Source organism: Halorubrum persicum (assembly GCF_002727125.1).
GTDB classification, from domain to species: Archaea; Halobacteriota; Halobacteria; order Halobacteriales; family Haloferacaceae; genus Halorubrum; species Halorubrum persicum.
Genome location: NZ_NHOA01000088.1, coordinates 18235 through 37967, shown reverse-complemented (window position 1 = coordinate 37967; position 19733 = coordinate 18235). Strand labels below are relative to the sequence as shown.

At 59.7% G+C, this 19733-nt stretch carries 19 protein-coding genes; 12 read left to right on the top strand and 7 right to left on the bottom strand.

Going from position 1 to position 19733, the window contains the following annotated elements:
* Positions 1 to 32 precede the first annotated feature (32 nt).
* Positions 33 to 863 (bottom strand): IS5 family transposase, encoded by an 831-nt coding sequence (locus DJ69_RS11205; protein ID WP_099255682.1) that lies wholly within the window; start codon positions 861 to 863, stop codon positions 33 to 35.
* A 387-nt stretch (positions 864 to 1250) separates the two neighbouring features.
* Here DJ69_RS11205 and DJ69_RS18855 point away from each other — a divergent pair, with 387 nt between their 5' ends.
* Entirely contained in the window at positions 1251 to 2075 is an 825-nt protein-coding gene (locus tag DJ69_RS18855) for a hypothetical protein (RefSeq protein ID WP_245851634.1), read from the top strand.
* Between the two features lie 25 nt (positions 2076 to 2100).
* On the opposite strand, the gene DJ69_RS18420 is transcribed toward DJ69_RS18855, so the two are convergent.
* On the bottom strand, positions 2101 to 6609 hold the full coding sequence (locus DJ69_RS18420; protein ID WP_180271798.1) for an NACHT domain-containing protein: 4509 nt from the start codon (positions 6607 to 6609) through the stop codon (positions 2101 to 2103).
* Between the two features lie 157 nt (positions 6610 to 6766).
* Here DJ69_RS18420 and DJ69_RS11185 point away from each other — a divergent pair, with 157 nt between their 5' ends.
* The 4 genes from DJ69_RS11185 to DJ69_RS18415 all read left to right on the top strand — a co-directional run bounded on the left by DJ69_RS11185 (position 6767) and on the right by DJ69_RS18415 (position 8872).
* Complete coding sequence (locus DJ69_RS11185; RefSeq protein ID WP_099255680.1) at positions 6767 to 7693, top strand: transcription initiation factor IIB; 927 nt, start codon at positions 6767 to 6769, stop codon at positions 7691 to 7693.
* 77 nt (positions 7694 to 7770) lie between these two features.
* Positions 7771 to 8283 carry a winged helix-turn-helix domain-containing protein gene (locus tag DJ69_RS11180; RefSeq protein ID WP_099255679.1) on the top strand — a complete coding sequence of 171 codons (513 nt, stop codon included), beginning with the start codon at positions 7771 to 7773 and terminating at the stop codon, positions 8281 to 8283.
* Positions 8280 to 8732 (top strand): hypothetical protein, encoded by a 453-nt coding sequence (locus DJ69_RS11175; RefSeq protein WP_099255678.1) that lies wholly within the window; start codon positions 8280 to 8282, stop codon positions 8730 to 8732. Before DJ69_RS11180 ends, DJ69_RS11175 begins: the two co-directional genes overlap by 4 nt.
* Before the next feature lie 2 nt (positions 8733 to 8734).
* On the top strand, positions 8735 to 8872 hold the full coding sequence (locus DJ69_RS18415) for a hypothetical protein (RefSeq protein ID WP_180271797.1): 138 nt from the start codon (positions 8735 to 8737) through the stop codon (positions 8870 to 8872).
* An 81-nt stretch (positions 8873 to 8953) separates the two neighbouring features.
* On the opposite strand, the gene DJ69_RS11170 is transcribed toward DJ69_RS18415, so the two are convergent.
* From DJ69_RS11170 to DJ69_RS11160, 3 genes are read right to left on the bottom strand one after another with little or no spacing between them, the layout of a single operon-like run.
* A complete protein-coding gene (locus DJ69_RS11170) occupies positions 8954 to 9505 on the bottom strand; it encodes a DUF7342 family protein (RefSeq protein ID WP_099255677.1) in 552 nt (183 codons plus the stop codon).
* Positions 9506 to 9516: 11 nt separating this feature from the next.
* A complete protein-coding gene (locus DJ69_RS11165) occupies positions 9517 to 10014 on the bottom strand; it encodes a type II toxin-antitoxin system VapC family toxin (RefSeq protein ID WP_245851632.1) in 498 nt (165 codons plus the stop codon).
* Between the two features lie 6 nt (positions 10015 to 10020).
* Complete coding sequence (locus DJ69_RS11160; RefSeq protein WP_099255676.1) at positions 10021 to 10332, bottom strand: hypothetical protein; 312 nt, start codon at positions 10330 to 10332, stop codon at positions 10021 to 10023.
* Between the two features lie 151 nt (positions 10333 to 10483).
* On the opposite strand from DJ69_RS11160, the gene DJ69_RS11155 reads away from it, so the two are divergent.
* The 4 genes from DJ69_RS11155 to phnE all read left to right on the top strand — a co-directional run bounded on the left by DJ69_RS11155 (position 10484) and on the right by phnE (position 14294).
* Positions 10484 to 11398 carry a biosurfactant protein 1 gene (locus DJ69_RS11155; RefSeq protein ID WP_099255675.1) on the top strand — a complete coding sequence of 305 codons (915 nt, stop codon included), beginning with the start codon at positions 10484 to 10486 and terminating at the stop codon, positions 11396 to 11398.
* A gap of 369 nt (positions 11399 to 11767) precedes the next feature.
* Entirely contained in the window at positions 11768 to 12703 is a 936-nt protein-coding gene (locus DJ69_RS11150; RefSeq protein ID WP_099255674.1) for a phosphate/phosphite/phosphonate ABC transporter substrate-binding protein, read from the top strand.
* A 12-nt stretch (positions 12704 to 12715) separates the two neighbouring features.
* The gene (locus DJ69_RS11145) at positions 12716 to 13420 is read left to right on the top strand and encodes a phosphonate ABC transporter ATP-binding protein (protein ID WP_099255673.1); all 705 of its coding nucleotides are present in this window, start codon (positions 12716 to 12718) and stop codon (positions 13418 to 13420) included.
* Positions 13410 to 14294 (top strand): phosphonate ABC transporter, permease protein PhnE, encoded by an 885-nt coding sequence (gene phnE / locus DJ69_RS11140; protein WP_099255672.1) that lies wholly within the window; start codon positions 13410 to 13412, stop codon positions 14292 to 14294. The genes DJ69_RS11145 and phnE overlap by 11 nt, the downstream gene beginning before the upstream one ends.
* Before the next feature lie 100 nt (positions 14295 to 14394).
* Here the strand turns inward: phnE and DJ69_RS11135 are convergent, their stop codons facing one another.
* Both DJ69_RS11135 and thiD read right to left on the bottom strand, forming a co-directional pair.
* Positions 14395 to 15321 (bottom strand): thiamine-phosphate synthase family protein, encoded by a 927-nt coding sequence (locus tag DJ69_RS11135; protein WP_099255671.1) that lies wholly within the window; start codon positions 15319 to 15321, stop codon positions 14395 to 14397.
* Positions 15322 to 15323: 2 nt separating this feature from the next.
* On the bottom strand, positions 15324 to 16673 hold the full coding sequence (gene thiD, locus DJ69_RS19095; RefSeq protein ID WP_099255670.1) for a bifunctional hydroxymethylpyrimidine kinase/phosphomethylpyrimidine kinase: 1350 nt from the start codon (positions 16671 to 16673) through the stop codon (positions 15324 to 15326).
* A 63-nt stretch (positions 16674 to 16736) separates the two neighbouring features.
* Here thiD and tenA point away from each other — a divergent pair, with 63 nt between their 5' ends.
* From tenA to DJ69_RS11115, 3 genes are read left to right on the top strand one after another with little or no spacing between them, the layout of a single operon-like run.
* On the top strand, positions 16737 to 17402 hold the full coding sequence (gene tenA / locus DJ69_RS11125; protein WP_099255669.1) for a thiaminase II: 666 nt from the start codon (positions 16737 to 16739) through the stop codon (positions 17400 to 17402).
* On the top strand, positions 17399 to 18160 hold the full coding sequence (locus DJ69_RS11120; protein ID WP_099255668.1) for a TenA family protein: 762 nt from the start codon (positions 17399 to 17401) through the stop codon (positions 18158 to 18160). The genes tenA and DJ69_RS11120 overlap by 4 nt, the downstream gene beginning before the upstream one ends.
* The gene (locus DJ69_RS11115; RefSeq protein ID WP_099255667.1) at positions 18154 to 19674 is read left to right on the top strand and encodes a sodium:solute symporter family transporter; all 1521 of its coding nucleotides are present in this window, start codon (positions 18154 to 18156) and stop codon (positions 19672 to 19674) included. Before DJ69_RS11120 ends, DJ69_RS11115 begins: the two co-directional genes overlap by 7 nt.
* Positions 19675 to 19733 lie beyond the last annotated feature (59 nt).

The window sequence follows — 19733 nt, the reverse complement described above, 5'->3', positions numbered from 1 at the left end:
GGCTGTGTTGAATCGCTGTAAGGCGGAGGGATTCACTGTTTGACGAAGCGTTTGATGTTATAGACGACACACATCAGCGCGATTTCGCGGAACTCACGGAACCACGACCGCGCTCGCACGGCGAAGCCGAGCGAGCGCTTGACAGCCGAGTTCACGGTTTCGGTCATAGAGCGCTGGTTGTAGCTGTTATCGTCGATTCTGGCGTTGTGTGCGTGGTCGTACGGTGCGAAGATGCGGTGCTTGATCAGCGGTCTGATCCCGAACTCACGCAGACCTTCGCGGAGCGATTGCTTGTCGTAGCCCTTATCGGCCGCAAGAGACCGCAGATCGCCCGCGTTCCGGCGGGCGATCTGCTCAGCGAGGTCTGCGTCGCTTCCTTTTCGATTCGTTGAGCAGTGAACGTCAAGGACGGCTTGCGACGCTGTATCGACGAGTTTCGTAACCTTGAGCTTTTGAACGCGGTAGCTGATTCGCTGGCAGTAGTGGCGGCTGGCTGGTGAGCGGTCGTAGAACGTGGCATCGATCGCGGCGTGTTCAGAGAGATCGTGTAGCTGCGCCGACTGGCGCAGCAGCACTCGACAGACGCTCATGCTGATCCGGTCGAACGCCTTACACAACGTGGACGGTGCGGGGAGATCGGCCGCGCTGAGGCCGATCTCTCCGGTTATTTGTGGCATCTCTTTGAGGAGGTCGATCGTCATGCGGTACGACGTATCGAGGTAAATCCGGAGACAATGGAGGGAAACGAGTGCGTAGTCGGCGAATCCGCCGCCACCGTCCGGGGCGGCGGATTCGCCTCCATCGCCAGTAACTCTTTGAGCAACCGGCACAACCTCCCCGATGAAGCGGGAGATTTGGGTCATGAACAACTGAAGTCTCCCGCTTCAACTCCTTTGATTTAGCGGCCTACCCCGCTGCTGTATGGCGATTCAACACAGCCGTTCGAATCGAAAGAAGATTATGCTGATTTCTCGAATATCGATGAACCTAGCAAGCAATTCCAACAGACGTGGAATCGGCGGGTTACACTCAGTCGAAAGGAGATAATTAAGTCGTTCGTAGAGGGGACTCTACCAGACGACCCAGCTATTGATCCAAGCCGACATCAGGAACGAATCGAAACAGCTCAGGATATTATTGAGTTCCTTTCATATTCGGGGGAGAACTCTTCACTGGACTTCTTTTCAAATCCTGTTTTCCAAGTCAAGGAGGAAGAACGCGAGATCGTTGTCCCCTTCCCTGAAGTGTTGTTGACTACAGCACAGTACCGTATTGAGGAATACGTTGGGCAGTTCAAGCAGGTACAGGAGGTAGAAAACTTAGAGAAAGGCGGTGTCGTTGAGGAACTAGCTCAAGAATTACTAAAACAGATACCCAGTCGAAACTTCGTCAAGGAGTTCGAGTATATCCATGATCCCAACCCTGGAGAAGCAGATGGACTTCTCTTTTTCGAGGACTCATATTGGGTGGCCGAAGTAAAATCCCATCCGATCTTCCGGAAGATTCCGGGCAGTGTTGAGCTTATCAAGAGCCGGTTTACACATAAGGTGACTCGGGCTGCCGATCAGATACAGAACACAATAGACTATCTTGATAGTCTAGACGATGAATTCGGTTTGGTATATAACCTCACCGGCAACAAGAACACCAGTGAAATGAATACGGGAGGCATCGTCATTCTTGATGGCTTCCTTCCCACGTTGTACTCTGGTAACGCGCGGGCAGATCAACAATTGGGAATGGGCGATATCCACGACCATATCCCAGAGCACGAACGGATAGTGGTTATCACACTCTACGACCTCTACCAACTCATTCAGGAGGACGAGACAAATCTGTTCAATGAGTTCCTGCTTTGGCGGACGGGGTACGAGGGCAATATGCCGGTGTGGGGATTCAGCGAGCGGGAATACTGGGCATTCTATTTTGACAACTACCGACCTAACGACGAATTTCGTAAGGGCGTCGAAGAAGCAGCGAAGAAAGACATCATCACGGTCTACATCAGCAAGCGATTCAACGACAAATCACATTTACAAGATATTAAAAATAGAAACTCAAATGAGAGTTGGTAGGAGAAAGATCAAAATATAAACGTTTCTATGTGCGATTATCCAAGAATTGTTCAGCGGTATCGTCCCCATCACTGAAGTACTCCTCAGCGATGTCTAGTGCGGTTGCCCTCGTTTCAGGATCTTCGTCAAGGCCAGGTTCAAGAATGGCTGCGGTGGTGTCGGTGAACGAAACCCAACTCGGCCGAGTTTCTTCGTTCATAAGTGCAGCGTAGACCTCAACGACCAGACTGGGATGAGCCTCAGCATATTCCTCCAAGTATGATTCGACAGTCTCCCATGTCCGCCTCTCACGCGCGATGAACGGGGCGGTGTCGATAATCAGGGGCGCTATGTCTTTGAACGCTGTCCGCTCCGAAATAAGGGGAAGCCACTCAACGAACCACTGGAATTCCACGGCGTAGGCGTCCGCGTCATCGACTTGCGTGATCCGCTGTTCCCACAGCATCCTGACTTTGTCCCAGTTATCACGCATCTCCTCTGTATCTTCTGCCCACCGCCAGAGCTGCCACGCGACCTGTCGCGCTAGATCCGGTTCCTCCTTGTCATAGAGGTAGGATAGGAGACTTTGGCGGTCATCACGTTCATCGTACCCGTTGAGGTAGGCATTGAGTAAGTGAACTGCCAGTCCGCGTTCAACCCCGTGGATGGCCGTGTTCTCGCCGGCGACGAGCATGTCGATGCCGTGGAGGTAGCAAGGGCGGAGGTAGTCGAACAATGTTTCATACGGGCGACTGTATGCAAGGTAGGCGTCCCAAGTGGCGGAGAACATATTCTTGGCGCGAAGGGTCTGGTTGCGGGGGAACAGTGTGTCAAAGTTGTTGAGGACGAGCTCGTGGTCGAAGCTCCAGATGGTGTTCAGCCAGCGTCCGATGGTTGCACGGGTAGAACGAGATTCTTTCTGCATTGTGGTCTCGATTCGTTCGCGGACGTCTGGTTCGAAGCCGGATTGCTCCTCTTCGGTGTATTCCTCGTAGCCGCGCTGGTTGGCGAGACGAGATGAATACATAAGGAGGGCTCCCAAAGCAAGCGGTCGAACCGAATTTATCGCTACGTGTGCGGGGTCATTGTAGCCGGCGTATCCCTGCGGGGGGTGTTCCCGTTCATCGGTTGGATCGGGGTCTTCGAGCTGGATGAAGAGGATCTGCTTGACCCGGTCGTTGTAGGCGTGGATGGATTCGGTCGTATCGGTGCTGTACGCTTCGCGGAAGAGCCGTGCGACGTTCATCCGAGCCGATTCAGACCATTCCTCGGGGGTCGTAGCGACGGCCTCGCAGAGATCAAGGAACGGTGTCCATGGGAAATCAGGTGGGATGGAATCGGGATTATCATCGATCTGCTTCTGTAGTCCACGAAGGAGTTCGCTGACGTACATAGAGGGGGCATGCTGTAACCGAGGGATGTCGTCTTGGAACGCGGTGACCTCTTCAAGGATGCGCGGGATCGCAGATTCGGCGAGTCCTCGTGGGGTGACCTCAGAAAGCCCACCGGGCCCGGATTCGTGTTCTTCCCAGCCAGTCGTCTCGAATGGTTCGTCGATGCAGTAATCGATGAGATCACTGGGAGGCATATCGCTGATTTCCTCTTTGGGGAGTGGGCTTTCCTGTGAGACGTATCCACCACTGGTCTTGACGAGAGAGAGAACCTCATCCGGTTCGCCGTACTCGTCGATGAGCTGGTTGAGGTGCTGGGCATATTCGTCCGAGAGGTGGTCCCTAATCAGCCAGAGTCGGTCGCGGGCCCATCGTGCTATCTCAGCTTCTGCAAGTTCGTCCGCTGTGTAGTCGTCGAACCGTTCACTTCGCTGTTCAGCAGCTTCTTCTATTGAGTCAAGGGTGGGGACGTCGGTGATTATCTCGATAACGCGGAGTCGGTCTTCCTCGGATAGGACCGTGAACCCGTCTCTGAGGAGGCGGAGGAAGTCTTCCTTAGTCCAGACCTCCGTGTAGTTGGACGCGTCGAGGAGTTCGGCACTGACAAGGCTGGGGTAGTGGTCCTTGTGCTCCTTGAGTACGTAGAGCCCGAGCCGTCGAAACAGGGTAATGTCATCGAGGTAGCGTTCGATGAGGTTGTGGTGCGACTTGTCTACAGGGTTCTGGTCGAACCATTGGTCCAACGCTTTGCGGTGCGTTCCGATGAGCAGAGTTTTGAGGTCAGTTGGGCTCTGATTCGGCAAATCCGAACCCTCGATGCTGGTCGTTATCGGGCCCACAATCGCGTCGATGTCTTTATCCTGAATCTCGGATTCTATCGTGACTGCTTCCCTAAGGCGCGATTCAAGCACATCGATCACATTCTCTCCTTCTGCTTCGACGAGGGTCTCGAGGATTTCATTCAACACGGATTCCAGACTGTAGAGACGGGTGACGGGTTGAGCTCTGTTAGGTTCGCTGTCCGTGGGTTGGCGCGGTTGGAGGAGTGCTTCGAGCAAGTCTAAACCTGCACTAGTTTCACCGGCTTCGATGAGATCCTGGAGAAGTCTGGTTGCTTGGGTGTCGTGCCAGTCGGATGGCGTTTGCGTGACGGAGGCCTGAACGACATCGACGAGGTTCGCCGCGACATTGAACGGTAGTTCGCGGATCACCGTGACGACCAAGCCGAGCGAGTGGCGATCATCTGTCTGGATGTCCCGAATGATTTCGGCTACGATTTCGGGATGGTATGGTGCGATGTCGCGTAGGTAGCCGATCAAGATGTTAGGAGGGTCTGTGTAGTCACCCCGGCCGTGGAGGGCTTCTGCCCAGGATTTGTGGGTGTCACTGTCGAAAAAATAGTTGTAGAGTGTGTCTCGGTCTTGGAGGTTGTCCAGTATGAGACCTGCGAAGTCGTCGTTTCCGGAGATATCCCACGTCTTGATCTCGTCCAGAATCGTCTTGGCGGTGTAGTTGCCGAGGCCTGTTTCGTCGTCCAGCATCTCTTCGAGGAACTGTCGGGCGTGGTCGGCGGTGTCGGAGTCGACGGGTATGTCGCCGATCTGGTCGGTTGTGTCGCCGTCGCTCTGCATATAGAGCACCAGCATAAACCGGAAGATGTCTTTGCCCAACCGTTCATCAATTTGGGATGTGACTTCTTGGATTGGCCTGTTATCCTGCACGGTGTTCCAGGCATAGAGATACCGTTGGAAGTCGAGGTGGCGGAACCGGTACTTGCGATTGCCGGGTCGGTCAGTTGATTCCTCGATGACGCCCCTGTTTATCAGTCGTTGGTCGATCCAGTCCTGGCTAGTGCCAACGGTGAATATGTTGAGTCCGTCTGACTGATCCTCTATCGCGTCGACGGCGTACTCAACGAGTCGTTCAATGATGTCGTCGCCGGTACGTGTCCCGTCGTCTGGGTGATCCTCGCGACCGAGCTGTTCCCGGAACTTGTCCCAGAGTGAAATTTCGCCGCTGATGCCGCTAAAATCGACACCGTCCTCAGCGAGCTGTGCGATGATGTCGAGGTTCTCGATTTTCCGGCCGATTTGGATGAGCTCGTCGCTCGGTGATTCCCCAATCAGGTTCTGGACGTGCTTTTCTGCGTCTGTCGTTCGAAGTAAGCCGATGGTCAGGCGTGTTGTAAACGATTCCGCGTTGTCCAGTGGTTCGTACTCTCGTCGGACGGTAAGGTCGTGGTCACGGCAGGCGAAGGCGACTGTGACATTATCGAAGTCTGCGACAGTCAGGATAAAGTCCCGATAGACGTTGCCGGCCTCGCGGTCGATGTCGTCCAACTGGTCGATGATGAGGAGGACATGGTTGGCAACGGCCAGCTGCTTGATGGGCCGTTGTATCCCGTTTTTGAACCCGACGCCGGTCGAAAGTTCGACTCGGTTCCGGACTGCGGAATGGGTACTGGAATCAATGAAAAGGACATCTTCTTCCCATTCTTTGGTGACGCCAGCAAGAACTCCGCTCTTACCTACTCCCCCTTCTCCGGTTACGATAACGTTCTCGCCGTTGGAGAGCCGGTCGGTTGCCCGGTCGGTTTCTGGCCGCTCGATGTGACCGATACCATCAATTTTGGTCTGTATCCGGTCCAAGGCTTGGTTTGTCTCCTCTGTAAAGCGACTTTTTATGGTTTGCAGACTTGGATACTGATTTTTCAGGCTGCTTCTGTTGGCGATTATGGTCAGGAGAGCGGCGTAACTCGCGATGTTGAGTCCAGCAGCGATTTCAGTCGAGGTGTAGCTGAAGGGTCTTGTGCGGAGGATATTCAGCAGCGGATAGAGGACGATTACCACGATTCCACTGAGGAGAAGATATGTGATTCCGGTGGCCAGTGTCCCTCGCAGTTTCCGTATTTCTTCATTTATCGTATACTGCACGGTGTTTCGGAGGAAGTAGAACATAAGGGCGAGGCTGACCACGAACAGGACGGTAAGTACTCCTATCGCCATATCCGTCTCAGGAATCTGAGGACCGACAAGGGTCAGCCGAAGTGCAAATATGCCTCCGATGGCTGCAAGCCCTCGTCTGAAGAGATATCTTGGAAAATCGAGTTCCCCGCCGAAGGTTGTGTACCTGAGTATCACCTCCTTGAGGCGGGAGAGACACATTATCGGAAGAATCCTTATCCAAGTGTTATAATTGTTCTGTAGACTGTATTCGATTTCTTCCCTAGTGCAAGCATTTCAGCTATGAATAGAGTCTATTGTCCCCTCAATGGGTGAGGGGCTCGCTGTACTGGCGGGTTCCCTGAACACGGTGAGAACGATGGCAACCAGAGACATCTACGAAACGGGCTTCGACGAAGACGTCCGAACGGAATCGAGTGCGAACCAGTGTCCCGAGTGCGACGGACGGGTCACCACGAACGCGGTCGAAACGGTCTGCGAGGACTGTGGCTTAGTCATCGACGAACAGCGTATCGATCACGGGCCGGAGTGGCGGGCGTACGACGACGAGGAGTGCGAACGAACGGGCGCCCCACTTACTGCGGCTCGCCACGATCGCGGCCTGTCGACGGAGATCGGTCGCGGCACCGACGCGAAGGGGAACGAGATCTCTGGGCAGAAGCGGCGGCGACTCGCGCGGATGCGCCGTGAGCAGACTCGTGGTCGCTGGCGGTCGAAAGCAGAACGGAATCTCGCCCACGGACTGGGCGAAGTGCGTCGGTTGGCGAGTGCCCTCGAACTCTCCAATTCGGTCCGTGACCAGGCGTGTCAGCTCTTCCGGAGCGCCCAGAACGAGGATCTGCTTCATGGCAGGTCCATCGAGGCCATCGCCGCGGCCAGCATCTACGGAGCCTGCCGGTGCAACGGCTTCTCGCGGTTAGTGGACGACGTCAGCGAGATGGCCCGCGTCGCGGAGTCACGGGTCACGAACGCGTACAAAACGCTGAACGAAGAGCTGGGCCTCCCCGCTAAGCCCGTCTCCCCCAGCATGTTCGTGCCGCGACTTGCCTCGGATCTCGAGTGTCCGGACGAAATCCGACAGCGGGCCCGAGCTCTCGCGGAACAGGCCGAGGAGCGCGGCGTCACGACGGGCGTCCATCCAGCCGGATTCGCCGCGGCCTGTCTCTACACGGCCGGTCGCGAGGAGGGCCGATGGCTGACGCAAAGTACCGTCGCGAAGACCGGGAACGTCACGCCAACCACGGTGCGGACCCACCACGAGACGTTAGAGGAACAGATAGCCTGACAACGCCCCTGTACAAGCACTGTCGTTAGATAGTTTTCTCAGGAAACTATTTGTTCTTCGACCGCGTAGCACTCAATATGACCGAGACATGGGACAACGTCAACGAGCAGGTCAAAGCGGACTGGAAAGACGAGACCACGCCGTTCGAGCGGGTGTACGAGATCGTCGAACAGACCCACGACGGGCAGTCGGCCGCCGAGATCGCCGACCGTGCCCTCGTGAGCGAGCCGACGGCGCGCCGGCACTGCAAGACGCTCGTGAACACGGGCTTCGCCGAGACGGAACAGGACGGCCAAACAACGCTGTATAGGCGAGATAGCGACCGGATCTTGATGTCCCGGATCCGCGAACTGCGTGAGGAAGTCGATCGACCTGAGTTGCTCGACAGTATCAAGGAGATGAAGGCCGAAATCCGGCGCTACGAAGACAGCTACGACGTAGTATCACCGGAGGAACTCGCCCAGCAACTCGACGGCGACGAGACAGAGGGCTGGGACGACCTCACCGCGTGGCGCACGACACGGCAGAATCTCGCCGTCGCCCAAGCAGCACTCGCCTACGCCGAGGCCAGCCACCAGCTCGCCGTATGAGTGAGGACGACCGAGCCGGCGAGTTCGGACCGATCTATCTCCCCGCACTCCAGCGGATACGTGATCTCTGGATCGAACTTGAGCCGTTAGTCGACGCCACGGCGTACGATGACGTCGTCGCACCGACGGAGCTGCAGATCACGCTCAGCGACGGACTCAACGACGCCGCCAGCGCTCGGCTCGATATCCAATGGAGCGAATTAGGGATGTATTCGTTCCACTACGTCGATAGCGACGACGTCAACTGGCGGTTCGATCGGCACCCGAATACGCACTCTCCCGAGATCCATTTCCACCCACCGCCCGACGCAGCCACGACAACAGCCGAACCGTCCTGTATCGATGTGAGCGAGGTGTCACTCGTGACCCGTGCTGTCCATACGATGTGGCGAGCAGCGTACGAAAACGACGACGTGGACAGACTGAATAGCGCATCAAACCCACCGTAAGAATGCCCAGCGAACGTGACTTCCCCGAGCGTGTAGATGAGCTGTCCCCCGAGGAGGCACGGCAGTATCTCATCCGGTTCCTCGGCCGCCAAGACCTCAACGAACACGAGGAAATCTACAACGAACTTGCGACTGAGTAAGACCATCTCTAAGTTGGGGGTTCTATCAACTACGCCGGCCAGCCGAGCGATATCGATATTCCAGCCTTCCAGCGATCGCCGCTACCGCCGCCGAGAACTGCTGTAGTCCGTCATCTGTTCGCGAGCGGCTTCGACATCCGAGTAGAGTGCCAGCGCGTGCTTGATAAGCCGACGATCTTCCAGGTTCTCTTCCCAGCGCGCAATCACGTCACGGCGGTCGCGGAGCTCGTCACTCGCAAGGTCGCCGTCGGCGAGCGACTGTTCGAGGTCCTCCCACGTCTCGACATCGTAAGTGGCCTGCCACTCCTCGATTTCCTCGGTGATCGCGGCCATTTCGCTCCGCAGCTCCTCGCGCGTGTTTTCCTCGATGAGCGTCCGGATCTCCTCGAAGAGCAGTCGCGTGTAGTCCGGCTGATAACGTGTCGTCTCGCCGGCCTCGACGCGGCGTAGCTGGCCCTGCTCGACGAGCGCATGGAGTTCCTCGTTGGTCGTGCTCCAGGCGGCGTCGGCCTGTTCGCTGATCCAGTTAACCGACCGGGGTTCACGAAGCGTCTCGGCGACGGCTCGAATGCGTTCGCGGGCGCTCATCGACTCAGTCCACGATTGGACGCCATTCCGTGGGGATTCGGACATGCGTGGCACCTCTAGATCTGACTGCGATACGGGAGCGTCGTCACATCGAACGTATCGTAATGCCGGTCGTAGGTGAGGATGTGATCGACCTCCAATTCGTCCATGTGTGCGGCGACGATGAAGTCGGTGAATGAGGCATCCAGGTCGGTCCACTCGACGAACATCGTTTTGGCGGCATCGAAGACGTTCGTGGAGACGCCTTCGAACTGATAGAGCGTGCTCTCGTCGAGCGTCGTCAGGAACGACGCTGCGTTCCGCATCGAGGCCTGCTTTTTCAGCCGCGTGGCCGCCTCGTCGACGATGTGATCGTTGACGATGAGTCGACGATAGGGGAGGTCACCGTCGCGAACGAACGTCATGAAGGCTCGTGAAACTGCATGCATCTGATCGCGAGGATTGAACAGTGCGTAGAGGAACTTCGGGCCGACGATGACCTGATGTCGAACGTGGCCCGGACGGAAATGCTCGGCCGTGACCGTCCCGATCGGTGTTTCGACTGGCTCTGCCATCCGTGGTCAGGATTGCGCGGACGGATCGTCGGCGAGCGTGAACGACTCGTCGCTGCCGTGCCACTCGTCGACGAGATCGGCTTCCTCGCGAGCGTCCGTCTCCGCCGACGCTGGAAGCGACTCATCTTCGAGGTCGTCAAGGACAGTAAACGCTGGGTCGTTTGGATCCGCCCGCTGCTGTCGTTCGACCCACTCGATGAGCGCCTCGTGTCCGGCTTCCTTGAGCGACAGCCCGTGTTCCCTCGCAAACTCGCGGAACCGTTCGTACTCGTCCTCGCTTAGCTCGGTTTGGACGTGCTTGGTGTCGTTGCTGCTCATGCGAATCTTCTCTTGCCACGCTTTATGATCTCATGAAGTATAAGATGTTCCCATCGCTGAGTTCATGAGATCTGCTATAGACGGAAGACGGCAGGGAGCACAGTCCACCTGAAGTTGAAATACGAAGCCGGGACAATCCATGAGTCAATCGATGAGTAATCAATATCTGGATTTCGAGGAACTGCGGCCGACCGGCGAAGCGTCCCACATTCCGGACGCGAGGCTGGACGACGGCTGTGAGGGCTCCCCCCGGCGGCAACGCGTCGCGACGAGCGCTGGTGGCTACCCTGATGCGCCGACGGTAACCGACGGCGAGTGCCGGTCCTGTGGGGCGTCAGTCCCAGACGGGCAGACGAAATGCCGGTTCTGTCTCACCAACCATCTCGGGAGTGACGCCACTAGAACGAACGAGTCAGCGTCGACGACGTTCCTCGGTATCGTCCACCTGATCGTCGAGTCGACCACGTTCTACGGCGCCGTCGCGAAGGGCGGCGCCGCGGCGAACCTCCTCTCCGCCAACGAGGCGGAGCCGGCCGTCGACGACTACACCCTCATCTACGATCTCGACGAACCACCGGCGCGCCAGCTGGTCGAGCAATGGCCCTCACTCCCCGACACGGTACAGGTGGCCTCAGAGGAGGGAGAGCGGCTTCTCAGTGCCGCCCGTGACCGGACTGGGTGGCACGGGCAGGAAGCGTCGGAGCGTCAGGAGCAGGCCCCAACGCGGCTCTACGACCAGCGAGGGAACGGCATCCGCGACGCGTCGCGTCTCGACGCGGTCCTCGATAACGCCGATGACGCAGTGTGGCTGGTTCCAGCGATGGCGCTGACCGAATCTACTAGCGAGGCTGCGGCTGATCGCCAAGTGTCGTCGATACCGACGACGCAGGAACTCAACTGTCAAAGCTGTGGACGGGCGACCGACCATCGGTTCAAGAGCCACGAGTCGGTCCCTGATGAGGCGTGGACGGAACAACCGATCTGGGAATGCCAGGTGTGTGGCGCACCTCGCTACGGACCAAGCAAATCGAAGCGCTACCCTTCTCTTAACCAACAAAATGACTAGTGGATTGCCAGTGTTGGTTAATAGGCGCACCCACTCCCACAGCTATCCGCAGCCCGAGACGTTTCTATGTGCCGTGTATCGGCGAGACATTTTAAATAGACCCACGCAACACACCCGGATATCGACCACATCGGTCACTTACCAATCTCACCCGCATCAAGACGGCCAAACTCGACGACGTATATCAAGAGCGAATCAAGACAGCGAGGCTGCTTCTCCAAAACGTGAGTCTGCTTGTTGCTGAGTGATGACGAAATTATCAGGACTGCGGTCTCGGATGCGTCCACGCAGAAACACAAACTCCAGCAGCCTATCGGTCACAGAAGCCTTACCCGTGGGTGTTATAACCCAGTGGTTAAATATGAAACTATGAGGCGGAGAACGTATCTCGCTACGGTCGGTAGCTTCGGCACAGCGACAGTTGCCGGCTGTCTCCAAGGTAACACAGGCGAGCCGAAACCCAACAATGCCACCCAGGAGCCGGAATCCGAAGCCGGGGCCGTCAGCGAGTGGGCGAACGGAAATATCGAATTTGGATTACCGCCGTTTCAGGATGCAGAAGAGTTACAGGACGAATATGCGCCTGTGTTCGAGTGGCTCAAAGATGGTTTTGAGGGTGTTGACAGCGTCAAAGGCGTTACGACGACGAGCTACAGCACAGTTGTCGAAAGCGTCGTCGGAGGACACACGGAGATAGCGAATCTCTCCCCGATTATTTACACACTCGCGGCAGACGAGGGGATACACCCTCTTGTGATCAATTGGTCTCACGGCAGTGACGCCTACCATGGGTACATCGCGACGCGATCTGATACTGGTATCGAGACCCTCAGCGATCTCAAAAGAACCACGATAGCGATGGTTGATCCGTTGTCAACGAGCGGTGGGCTGTTCCCACGGTACATGCTCGCAGAAGCCGGCCTCGATGCCGGCGACATCGATACCGAGCCGGAGGATTTCGACATCGAATGGGCCTTCGGCCACGGTGCAGCCTTGGAGGCGCTGGAGGGGGGCCACGTCGACGCGGCCGCTTACGGCGACTTCCAGCATCCCGACGGCGAGGAGATTGTGAAGATCGCCGAGAGCGAGCCGATTCCATTCGACCCGCTCGTGGCGAAACCCGATACGCCGGAGGAGGTCCGTGAGGAGTTGATCGAACGCTTGCTCGACACGCCCGAGGAAGCACTCGAAGATCACCGTATCGATCAGTTCGGCGAAGTCGAACCCGGCACGTACGATCCTGTCAGAGATGTCGCACGCGAGATGGGCGTCGAAGTCGAAGACCTAGAGCAAGACGAGGGCTAATTGGATTTCCGGATGCTCGTTGCCAGCGGCCTGAAGAAACGATACGGCGGTACGTCGGCGCTTGCAGATGTCTCTCTGAAACTTCAGCGAGGCGAGCTGGCAGTTCTCGTTGGACGATCAGGGGCCGGCAAGACGACGCTTTTACGCTGTCTCGGTGGCTTGGAGTCACCCGATACGGGCACGATCGAATTCGACGGTGCTCCCCTCGCCCAGACTGACGCTGCGTTCGTCTTCCAAGAGGGAGCGTTGGTCGACGAGAAGTCTGCTGTCTCGAACGTACTTGATGGAGTTCTCGGCCGTATCCCCGGCTGGAGAGCCGCCGTCGGCTGGTATCCAGCCGCCGAAAAGCGTGCTGCGGTCGAACAGCTTCATGAAGTCGGGCTCGACGGGTACGGGACACGCCGAGTTGGGACCCTCTCCGGAGGGGAACGACAGCGTGTCGGCATCGCTCGTGCACTTCAGCAGGAGCCGGTCGTGTTGCTCGCTGATGAGCCGGTTGCGAGCCTCGACCCGGCGACCGGTCGGGATGTCCTCGAGCGGATCGCAGATGTCGTCAAAACACGAAATCTCGTCGGACTTGTCAGCCTCCATCAGCCACGTCTCGTCGAGTCGTTCGCCGATCGATATCTCGGTCTCTCTGCAGGTCAACTCGTCTTCGACATGCCAGCAGACGACCTCTCCGTTTCGGAACTTATGGAGGTGTACGATGACCGATAAGGGGTGGCGCTCTGCGTCGGAACGGCCCACGACTGGATCGGTCGGCGAGGAATTCGACCAGATCCAGCGACGGTGGCGACGGCGGATGACGCTTCGTATCATCGTCTTGGTTGTTCTCATCGGAGTCGTTGTCCTCACAGCCCGCTGGCTCGGATTCGATCTCGGGTACCTCTATGCCCACCGAGAGAACCTTATCGATGTGCTGCTGAGCGAAATGTTGGCACCGGAGCAGCTGTGGATGCAGTTACAGGGCGACGGACCGATGCTCGGACATGCAGCCCTTGAGACGCTTGCAATCGCCAGCCTCGGTACCGCCATCGGGCTGCCGGCGGCGCTGTGTCTTGGGATCCTCGCTGCAGCTAACGTCACATCATCACAGATCGCGACACCGATCCGGCTGCTTTTGGGCGGTATCCGTGCGGTTCCAAGCATGGTGTATGCGCTGATGTTCGTCATCCTCGCCGGACTCGGCCCCGTTGCCGGCATCCTTGCGGTTGTCATGGGTACCGTAGGGGATCTCGGCCGTCTGTTCGCCGACGAGATGGAAGAGATCGACGAGACCCCTGTCGAGGCCATCCGTTCGAGCGGGGCCGGCACTCTCGCAACAACGATTTCCGCTCGAATCCCGCAGGTGACGACCGCCTACGTGGCGTGGACCTTGTTTTATCTGGAGATCAACGCACGGAAAAGCGCCGTTCTCGGCATCGTCGGCGCTGGTGGGATCGGCTATCCGCTCATCATGGCGTTTCGCGCCCGGAACTACACGCGCGTGATGGCGGCGATCGTCGTCATCTTTGTATTGGTCGTCGGCGTCGAAAGCATCGCAAACTGGCTCAGAGACCAGCTGGGTGCCGAACGTCGGGCTTCGAAATAGCATACTGTCGGTGAACTCGCCGAGGACAGCAGCGGGAACAGACCTTCTCGATCCCGCACACTGGTAATTTCCTCGAGGCAGGGAGTAAATAATGAGTAGTTTATACATCCGCGACTTCTGCTACAAGTTCGGCGGCAAACTTCACCGCGTCCTCGGCGTCCGTGCCGAGCACGTACGTGATCGGCTCGATACCGAACGCGCCCTCGTGATACAGTACTCGGGGCACCGACTCCCGGTCAGCAAACCGATCCTGGAACCGACGTTTGCGGTCTTCGTAATCGGCGTCGAACTCCATCATCTCAACCCCACGCTTTTGAGCCGCCGCCAGGAACGCGCTGTCGGTAGCGAGATTGACCGCTCCCCGAAAATTCGAGTGAACTGCGGCCGCCGCGAGGAGGACAGTGGCGACGTGTCGGGACGCTCCGAACTCCGGGTTCGCGGGCACCTCAACACGGCCATCGACGGCGTAGATACGTCCTGGGATTGCTGCGACCTCGGTCGGCGTCTCGGCGTCCGGGAGCGCGGCACCGACGTTCGAGCCGACATTCGGAACGAACGCCGCCATCCCGGGCGTCGTCGAGAGCGTACGAGCGGCCGCTCGAACGTCGGCGAGGGCGTCCCGCTCGGCGTCTACCGCCGGGTCAGCACCACGAACGCAGAGATCGCAGCCGAGCCCCGCTATCTCGGGCATTCGCGTCTCGTGGATCTCACAGATCGGTCCGCGGTCCTCCAGGGCGCGGACGAGGTCCAGCACGTCGGCAAGGGCCTCGTACCCGTCCAGTTCGTCGGTCGCAAGCCCTTCGGCAACCTGCTCGACAGTCGCCCGCGTCCGGGGATGTTTGGCGATGCGCGGGTCGGTGGCGGTGTCCCCGCTGACGTACGTTGAGACAGCCGCTTGCGTGACACCCAACTCGTCGGCGATCTCCTGTTGGGTGAGTCCGTATCGCTGGAGTTCAGCCGCGAGCTCGACACGGAGGGTCGGGAGAACATCCTCCACGACGATCTCACTCGGGAGCGTAAACGGCACGGTTAGACACGCCCCGCGAGCGTCAACACGTGCTTCGTGACCGTCTCGGCGTCGGGTGCGAGCACACGCGCCACTGGCTCCTTTCCGACGGCGCCACGATCGTACACCGCCACGGGGGTTTCGTCCGCCTGCTCGAAGGCGCGCCGAGCGGCCCATCCCATCGTCGACCGCTCCTCGTCTGGCTCGGGCTCCTCATGTCGATCAATCTCCACCACGACTCCCGCAAGGTCGTCCAGCCGTTGTTCGATCGCCGTGTCGAACCGGCAGTTGACCGCGAACCGCAACGCGGGGTCGAACTCGCGGGCGCCGAGCAGGAAGCGCGCAACGTGACTTGAGGCGCCAAAGCGAACGCCGCGGTTGGGAGACACCCCAGAGAAGGTTCGAGTGATTCGCCCCTCAACCGCGGCCGTCTCCTCATGTGATTCCGCGTACGGCGTCGCCCCGACCACATTCATCCCGACCTCGGGAACCGCGGGCGAGGTATCCGTATCGACCAACCGCCGGACGATGGACTCGACAGCCTCGGCCGTCCGGTCGCGCGCCGCCCGCTCCCGGAGCGCGACGAGGTGATGAACCGCTCCTGGTCCCTTGCCAACGTCGTGGTTGTAGCGGATCGCGCGAGCGAGCAGGTCCGTCCCCGCCTGGACGGCCTCGATGAGAGGTTCGCCGTGGGCGACCCGGGCCGCGACGGCGCTGGCGAGCGCACACCCAGAGCCGTGGGTCGCGTCGGTGTCGACACGCGTGTGTTCGAACGTCTCGATGCTGTCTGCGGTGACCAGCACGTCCTGTACAGTAGCGCCGGCGATGTGGCCGCCCGTAACGAGGACCGCATCGACGCCGGTCTCACGGAGGGCGCAGCCGGCTTCGACGGCGCTCTCCTGGCCATCGACGGCGACACCGGTCAGCAGCTCGGCCTCCTCGGCGTTTGGTGTGGCGAGTGTCGCGTGCGCGAGCAGTTCCTCGTAGGCCCCCTCCGCCTCGGGGTCGAGCAGTCGGTCGCCGCTGGTGGCGACCATTACTGGGTCAACGACAGTTGGCGCCGCCAGATCGGCAGCGTGGTCGGCCACGAGCTCGATGACGGGTTCGGTGGCGAGCATCCCAGTCTTGAGGGCGTCGACCGCGAAATCGTCGCGGACGGCCTCGATCTGGGCTGAGATCTCCTCGAGCGGAAGTACATGGGTTGACTCCACACCACGAGTGTGCTGGGCGGTCACAGCGGTGATTGCGCTCGTTGCAAACGCGCTGCAGGCTTCGGCGGTTTTTAGATCTGCCTGCACGCCGGCGCCGCCGCCCGAGTCGCTGCCCGCGACGGTCAACACAACGGGTCGCGTATCCGGTGCTTGGGTTCGCACAATATAACTGGGTTATACAACCCGAACATAACACTTTTGCGGTTCTCGGTCTAGCGTCCTGGTGTGACATTCACCGACGAACTACGTGCGGAGGCCGACGGTTACTGGTCGGCGATTCTCGATCACCCGATGGTGCGCCGACTCGGGGACGGTACCCTCGAGGAAGCGCCGTTCCGTCACTGGGTGCGCCAAGATTACGTCTACCTGATCGAGTACAGCCGGCTATTCGCGCTCGGCGCTGCGAAGGCGGCAGATCTCGAACGCATGGGTCGGTTCGCGACGTTGCTCGAATCGACCGTGAATACGGAGATGGACCTTCATCGTTCGTACGCCGCCGAGTTCGGCATCGACGAGGATGAGCTGGCGGCGACCAATCCCTCGCCGACGACCCGTGGGTACACAGACTTTCTCGTCCGAACGGCCTCCCACGGAACGTTTGGTGACCTCGTTGCCGCGCTCTTGCCCTGTATGTGGGGCTTTAACGAGACCGGAACGCGCCTCGCAGCGCGTGGAGTGCCGGAGCACGAACAGTACGCAGCCTGGATAGAGATGTACGCTGGCGAGGAATTCACCGAACTCACGACGTGGTGCAAAGACCTCATGAACGAGGTGGCCGCAGAAGCCAGCGACGCCGAGCGGGATCGCTATCGCGACCTGTTTGCGACGTCGGCCCAGTACGAGTACCTGTTTTGGGATGCCGCCTGGGAGAGAGAGGGGTGGCCGCTATGACGACGCAGAGATCGGACGGGACGGATGTCCCGGTCGACTTCGAGACGTACGCCACGGCGACGGAGGGGGGCACAGAGGGCGCGCGATTCACTGACTGGCTTCGGGCCCGCGCGGAGCCGCAGTGGTCGGCCGCCATCGAGGGCCGGTTCACCGAAGAGCTGATCGAGGGGTCGATAGCCGACGACGTATACAGCCGCTACCTCCTCCAGGATTACGTGTTCGTCGAGACGCTCGTCGGTACGTTCGGCCACGCGGTCGGGGAGGCCCCGACGATGGCCGCGAAGTCGCAGCTCGTGACATTCATGGAGTCGCTGACCGCCGAGGAGAACGACTACTTCGAGCGGTCGTTCGACGCGCTCGGCGTGGCCAAGGAAGCGTACACCAACCCGGAAACGACGGCCACGACCCGTGCGTTCCAGGACGTACTGGAGCGGGCGGCCCGCGAGGGCGGCTACGCCGAGACACTCGCGGTGCTCGTGCCCGCCGAGTGGATCTACCGGGAGTGGGCGACCGCCGCCAACGCGGTGCCCGAGCCGTTCTATCTCGGGGAGTGGATCGATCTTCACGCGAACGAGGGGTTCGTCGCGTTCGTCGACTGGCTGCGCGAGGAACTCGACCGGGAGGGCGCGGCCGCATCCGGTCGCCGACGCGCACGGCTCGACCGGCTGTTCCGGCGGACGGTCGAACTGGAGGTCGCGTTCTTCGAGTCGGCCTACGATGCCGACAGTGGGAGCAATCTGGGTGAGAAAGAATGGTGACGCCGACAGCTGCACTCGGGCTCATCGTGGCCGTACTCGCCGGGAGCGCCGCGATCGGGGTGTGGTACTCTCGCGGTCAGGTCGGGTCAGTCGAGGATCTCATCACAGCCCGGGGTTCGATCGGCGAGCGACGGATGACCGGGACGCTGGTGGCGTCGGTGATGGGGGTCTGGATACTCTTTTCAGCGCCAGAGGCCGGGGCGAGCTTCGGGATTGCTGCGGTCGTCGGCTACGCCGTCGGCGAGGCGGTTCCGATGCTTGCGTACGCCCGGATCGGGCCGCGAATCAGGCAGCTCATTCCGGAGGGTCACTCGTTGACTGAGTACGCCCACGTGCGCTACGGGACCGCGATGTACGCGTTCATTCTCGTGGTGTCTGCACTCTACATGTTCGTCTTCGTGGCCGCTGAACTCACGGGAATTGCGGGTGCGCTCTCGCTCGTCGCCGGCGTCCCACAGTGGCAGACGGCCGTGTTGGTCGGCGGCATCGTGCTCCTCTACACAGGCTACGGGGGGCTCACGGCGAGTATTGTCACAGACACGGTGCAAATATTGCTCGTGATCCCCCTACTCGTGGCCACGTTCATCGCCGTCCTCGTAACTGTCGGCGGGGTTGTCCCGGTCTACAACGGGGTCACCGCTGCGAACCCGGCCTTGCTCGACCTCGGGTTCATCCCGGGGCTGCAGTTCGGACTCGCGCTCTCGTTCGCCATCCTCGGTGCGGAGCTGATCAACCAGACCTGGTGGCAGCGGGTGTACGCCGGCGAGAGCGATGATGTCGTCCGGCGCGGCTTCCGAACAGCCAGCGTGACGAACGGTGCGCTCGTGTTCTTGGCGGCCCTGTTTGGCATCGTCGCAGTCGGCAGCACGGATATCGTGACCGACGTGACGAGCGCAGGATATAACGCTGATGTCGCGCTGTTCGTGCTTCTCGAGAAGGCCTTCCCAGAACCGGTCGTCCTCGGGGTGACGCTGCTCGCGCTGCTGCTCGTCGTCAGCTCCGTCGACACGCTGTTCAACGCGCTCGCGAGCCTCGTCGCAGTCGACCTCGCGCGGCTCACCGCAGCGAACGACCGTCGGCTCCGCCTAGCCTCGCGGCTGTTCACCGTCGCTGTGGCGCTTGCGGCGGTGTACGTCAGTCTCCGAGCCCGGAGCGTGCTTCGGCTGTTCTTCTTTGCAGACCTGCTGGGCGCAGCCGTCGCGTTCCCACTCCTCTACGGGCTCTACTCGGAGTCGGTCACTGGCCACGGCGCGCTCGCAAGCAGTATCGGCGGACTGGCTGTCGGGCTGGTGTACTTCCCCGACCTCCGCAGCGCGCTCGCAGCGGTCCCGGTCATAGGCGATGCACTCCCCGCGGTGGATCCGTTGTACCTGACCTCATTTGCAGGCGCGTTCTGCATCTCAACCGCACTGACACTGGTCACAGCGCGGCTCTCATCGTCGGCGTTCGACCTCGACGGCCTCGCCGGCGAGATCGGTCGCATCGACGACGACCCCGCGGAGGCGGCCGACTGACGGCAGCCGCCCCTGTCAGGACAGTTCCCTCAAGCCGATCGACGGGTAGCGTTGTTCGT

What these genes read in the sequence shown, in the direction of transcription:
- DJ69_RS11145 (WP_099255673.1), top strand. Translation starts at nt 12,716, where the DNA reads ATGCTCGTTGCCAGCGGCCTGAAGAAACGATACGGCGGTACGTCGGCG.
- DJ69_RS11115 (WP_099255667.1), top strand. Translation starts at nt 18,154, where the DNA reads ATGGTGACGCCGACAGCTGCACTCGGGCTCATCGTGGCCGTACTCGCC.
- DJ69_RS11120 (WP_099255668.1), top strand. Translation starts at nt 17,399, where the DNA reads ATGACGACGCAGAGATCGGACGGGACGGATGTCCCGGTCGACTTCGAG.
- DJ69_RS11175 (WP_099255678.1), top strand. Translation starts at nt 8,280, where the DNA reads ATGAGTGAGGACGACCGAGCCGGCGAGTTCGGACCGATCTATCTCCCC.
- DJ69_RS11165 (WP_245851632.1), bottom strand. Translation starts at nt 10,014, where the DNA reads ATGGCAGAGCCAGTCGAAACACCGATCGGGACGGTCACGGCCGAGCAT.
- DJ69_RS11150 (WP_099255674.1), top strand. Translation starts at nt 11,768, where the DNA reads ATGAGGCGGAGAACGTATCTCGCTACGGTCGGTAGCTTCGGCACAGCG.
- DJ69_RS11160 (WP_099255676.1), bottom strand. Translation starts at nt 10,332, where the DNA reads ATGAGCAGCAACGACACCAAGCACGTCCAAACCGAGCTAAGCGAGGAC.
- DJ69_RS11205 (WP_099255682.1), bottom strand. Translation starts at nt 863, where the DNA reads ATGACCCAAATCTCCCGCTTCATCGGGGAGGTTGTGCCGGTTGCTCAA.
- DJ69_RS11155 (WP_099255675.1), top strand. Translation starts at nt 10,484, where the DNA reads ATGAGTAATCAATATCTGGATTTCGAGGAACTGCGGCCGACCGGCGAA.
- DJ69_RS11170 (WP_099255677.1), bottom strand. Translation starts at nt 9,505, where the DNA reads ATGTCCGAATCCCCACGGAATGGCGTCCAATCGTGGACTGAGTCGATG.
- phnE (WP_099255672.1), top strand. Translation starts at nt 13,410, where the DNA reads ATGACCGATAAGGGGTGGCGCTCTGCGTCGGAACGGCCCACGACTGGA.
- DJ69_RS18415 (WP_180271797.1), top strand. Translation starts at nt 8,735, where the DNA reads ATGCCCAGCGAACGTGACTTCCCCGAGCGTGTAGATGAGCTGTCCCCC.
- DJ69_RS11180 (WP_099255679.1), top strand. Translation starts at nt 7,771, where the DNA reads ATGACCGAGACATGGGACAACGTCAACGAGCAGGTCAAAGCGGACTGG.
- DJ69_RS11185 (WP_099255680.1), top strand. Translation starts at nt 6,767, where the DNA reads ATGGCAACCAGAGACATCTACGAAACGGGCTTCGACGAAGACGTCCGA.
- DJ69_RS18420 (WP_180271798.1), bottom strand. Translation starts at nt 6,609, where the DNA reads ATGTGTCTCTCCCGCCTCAAGGAGGTGATACTCAGGTACACAACCTTC.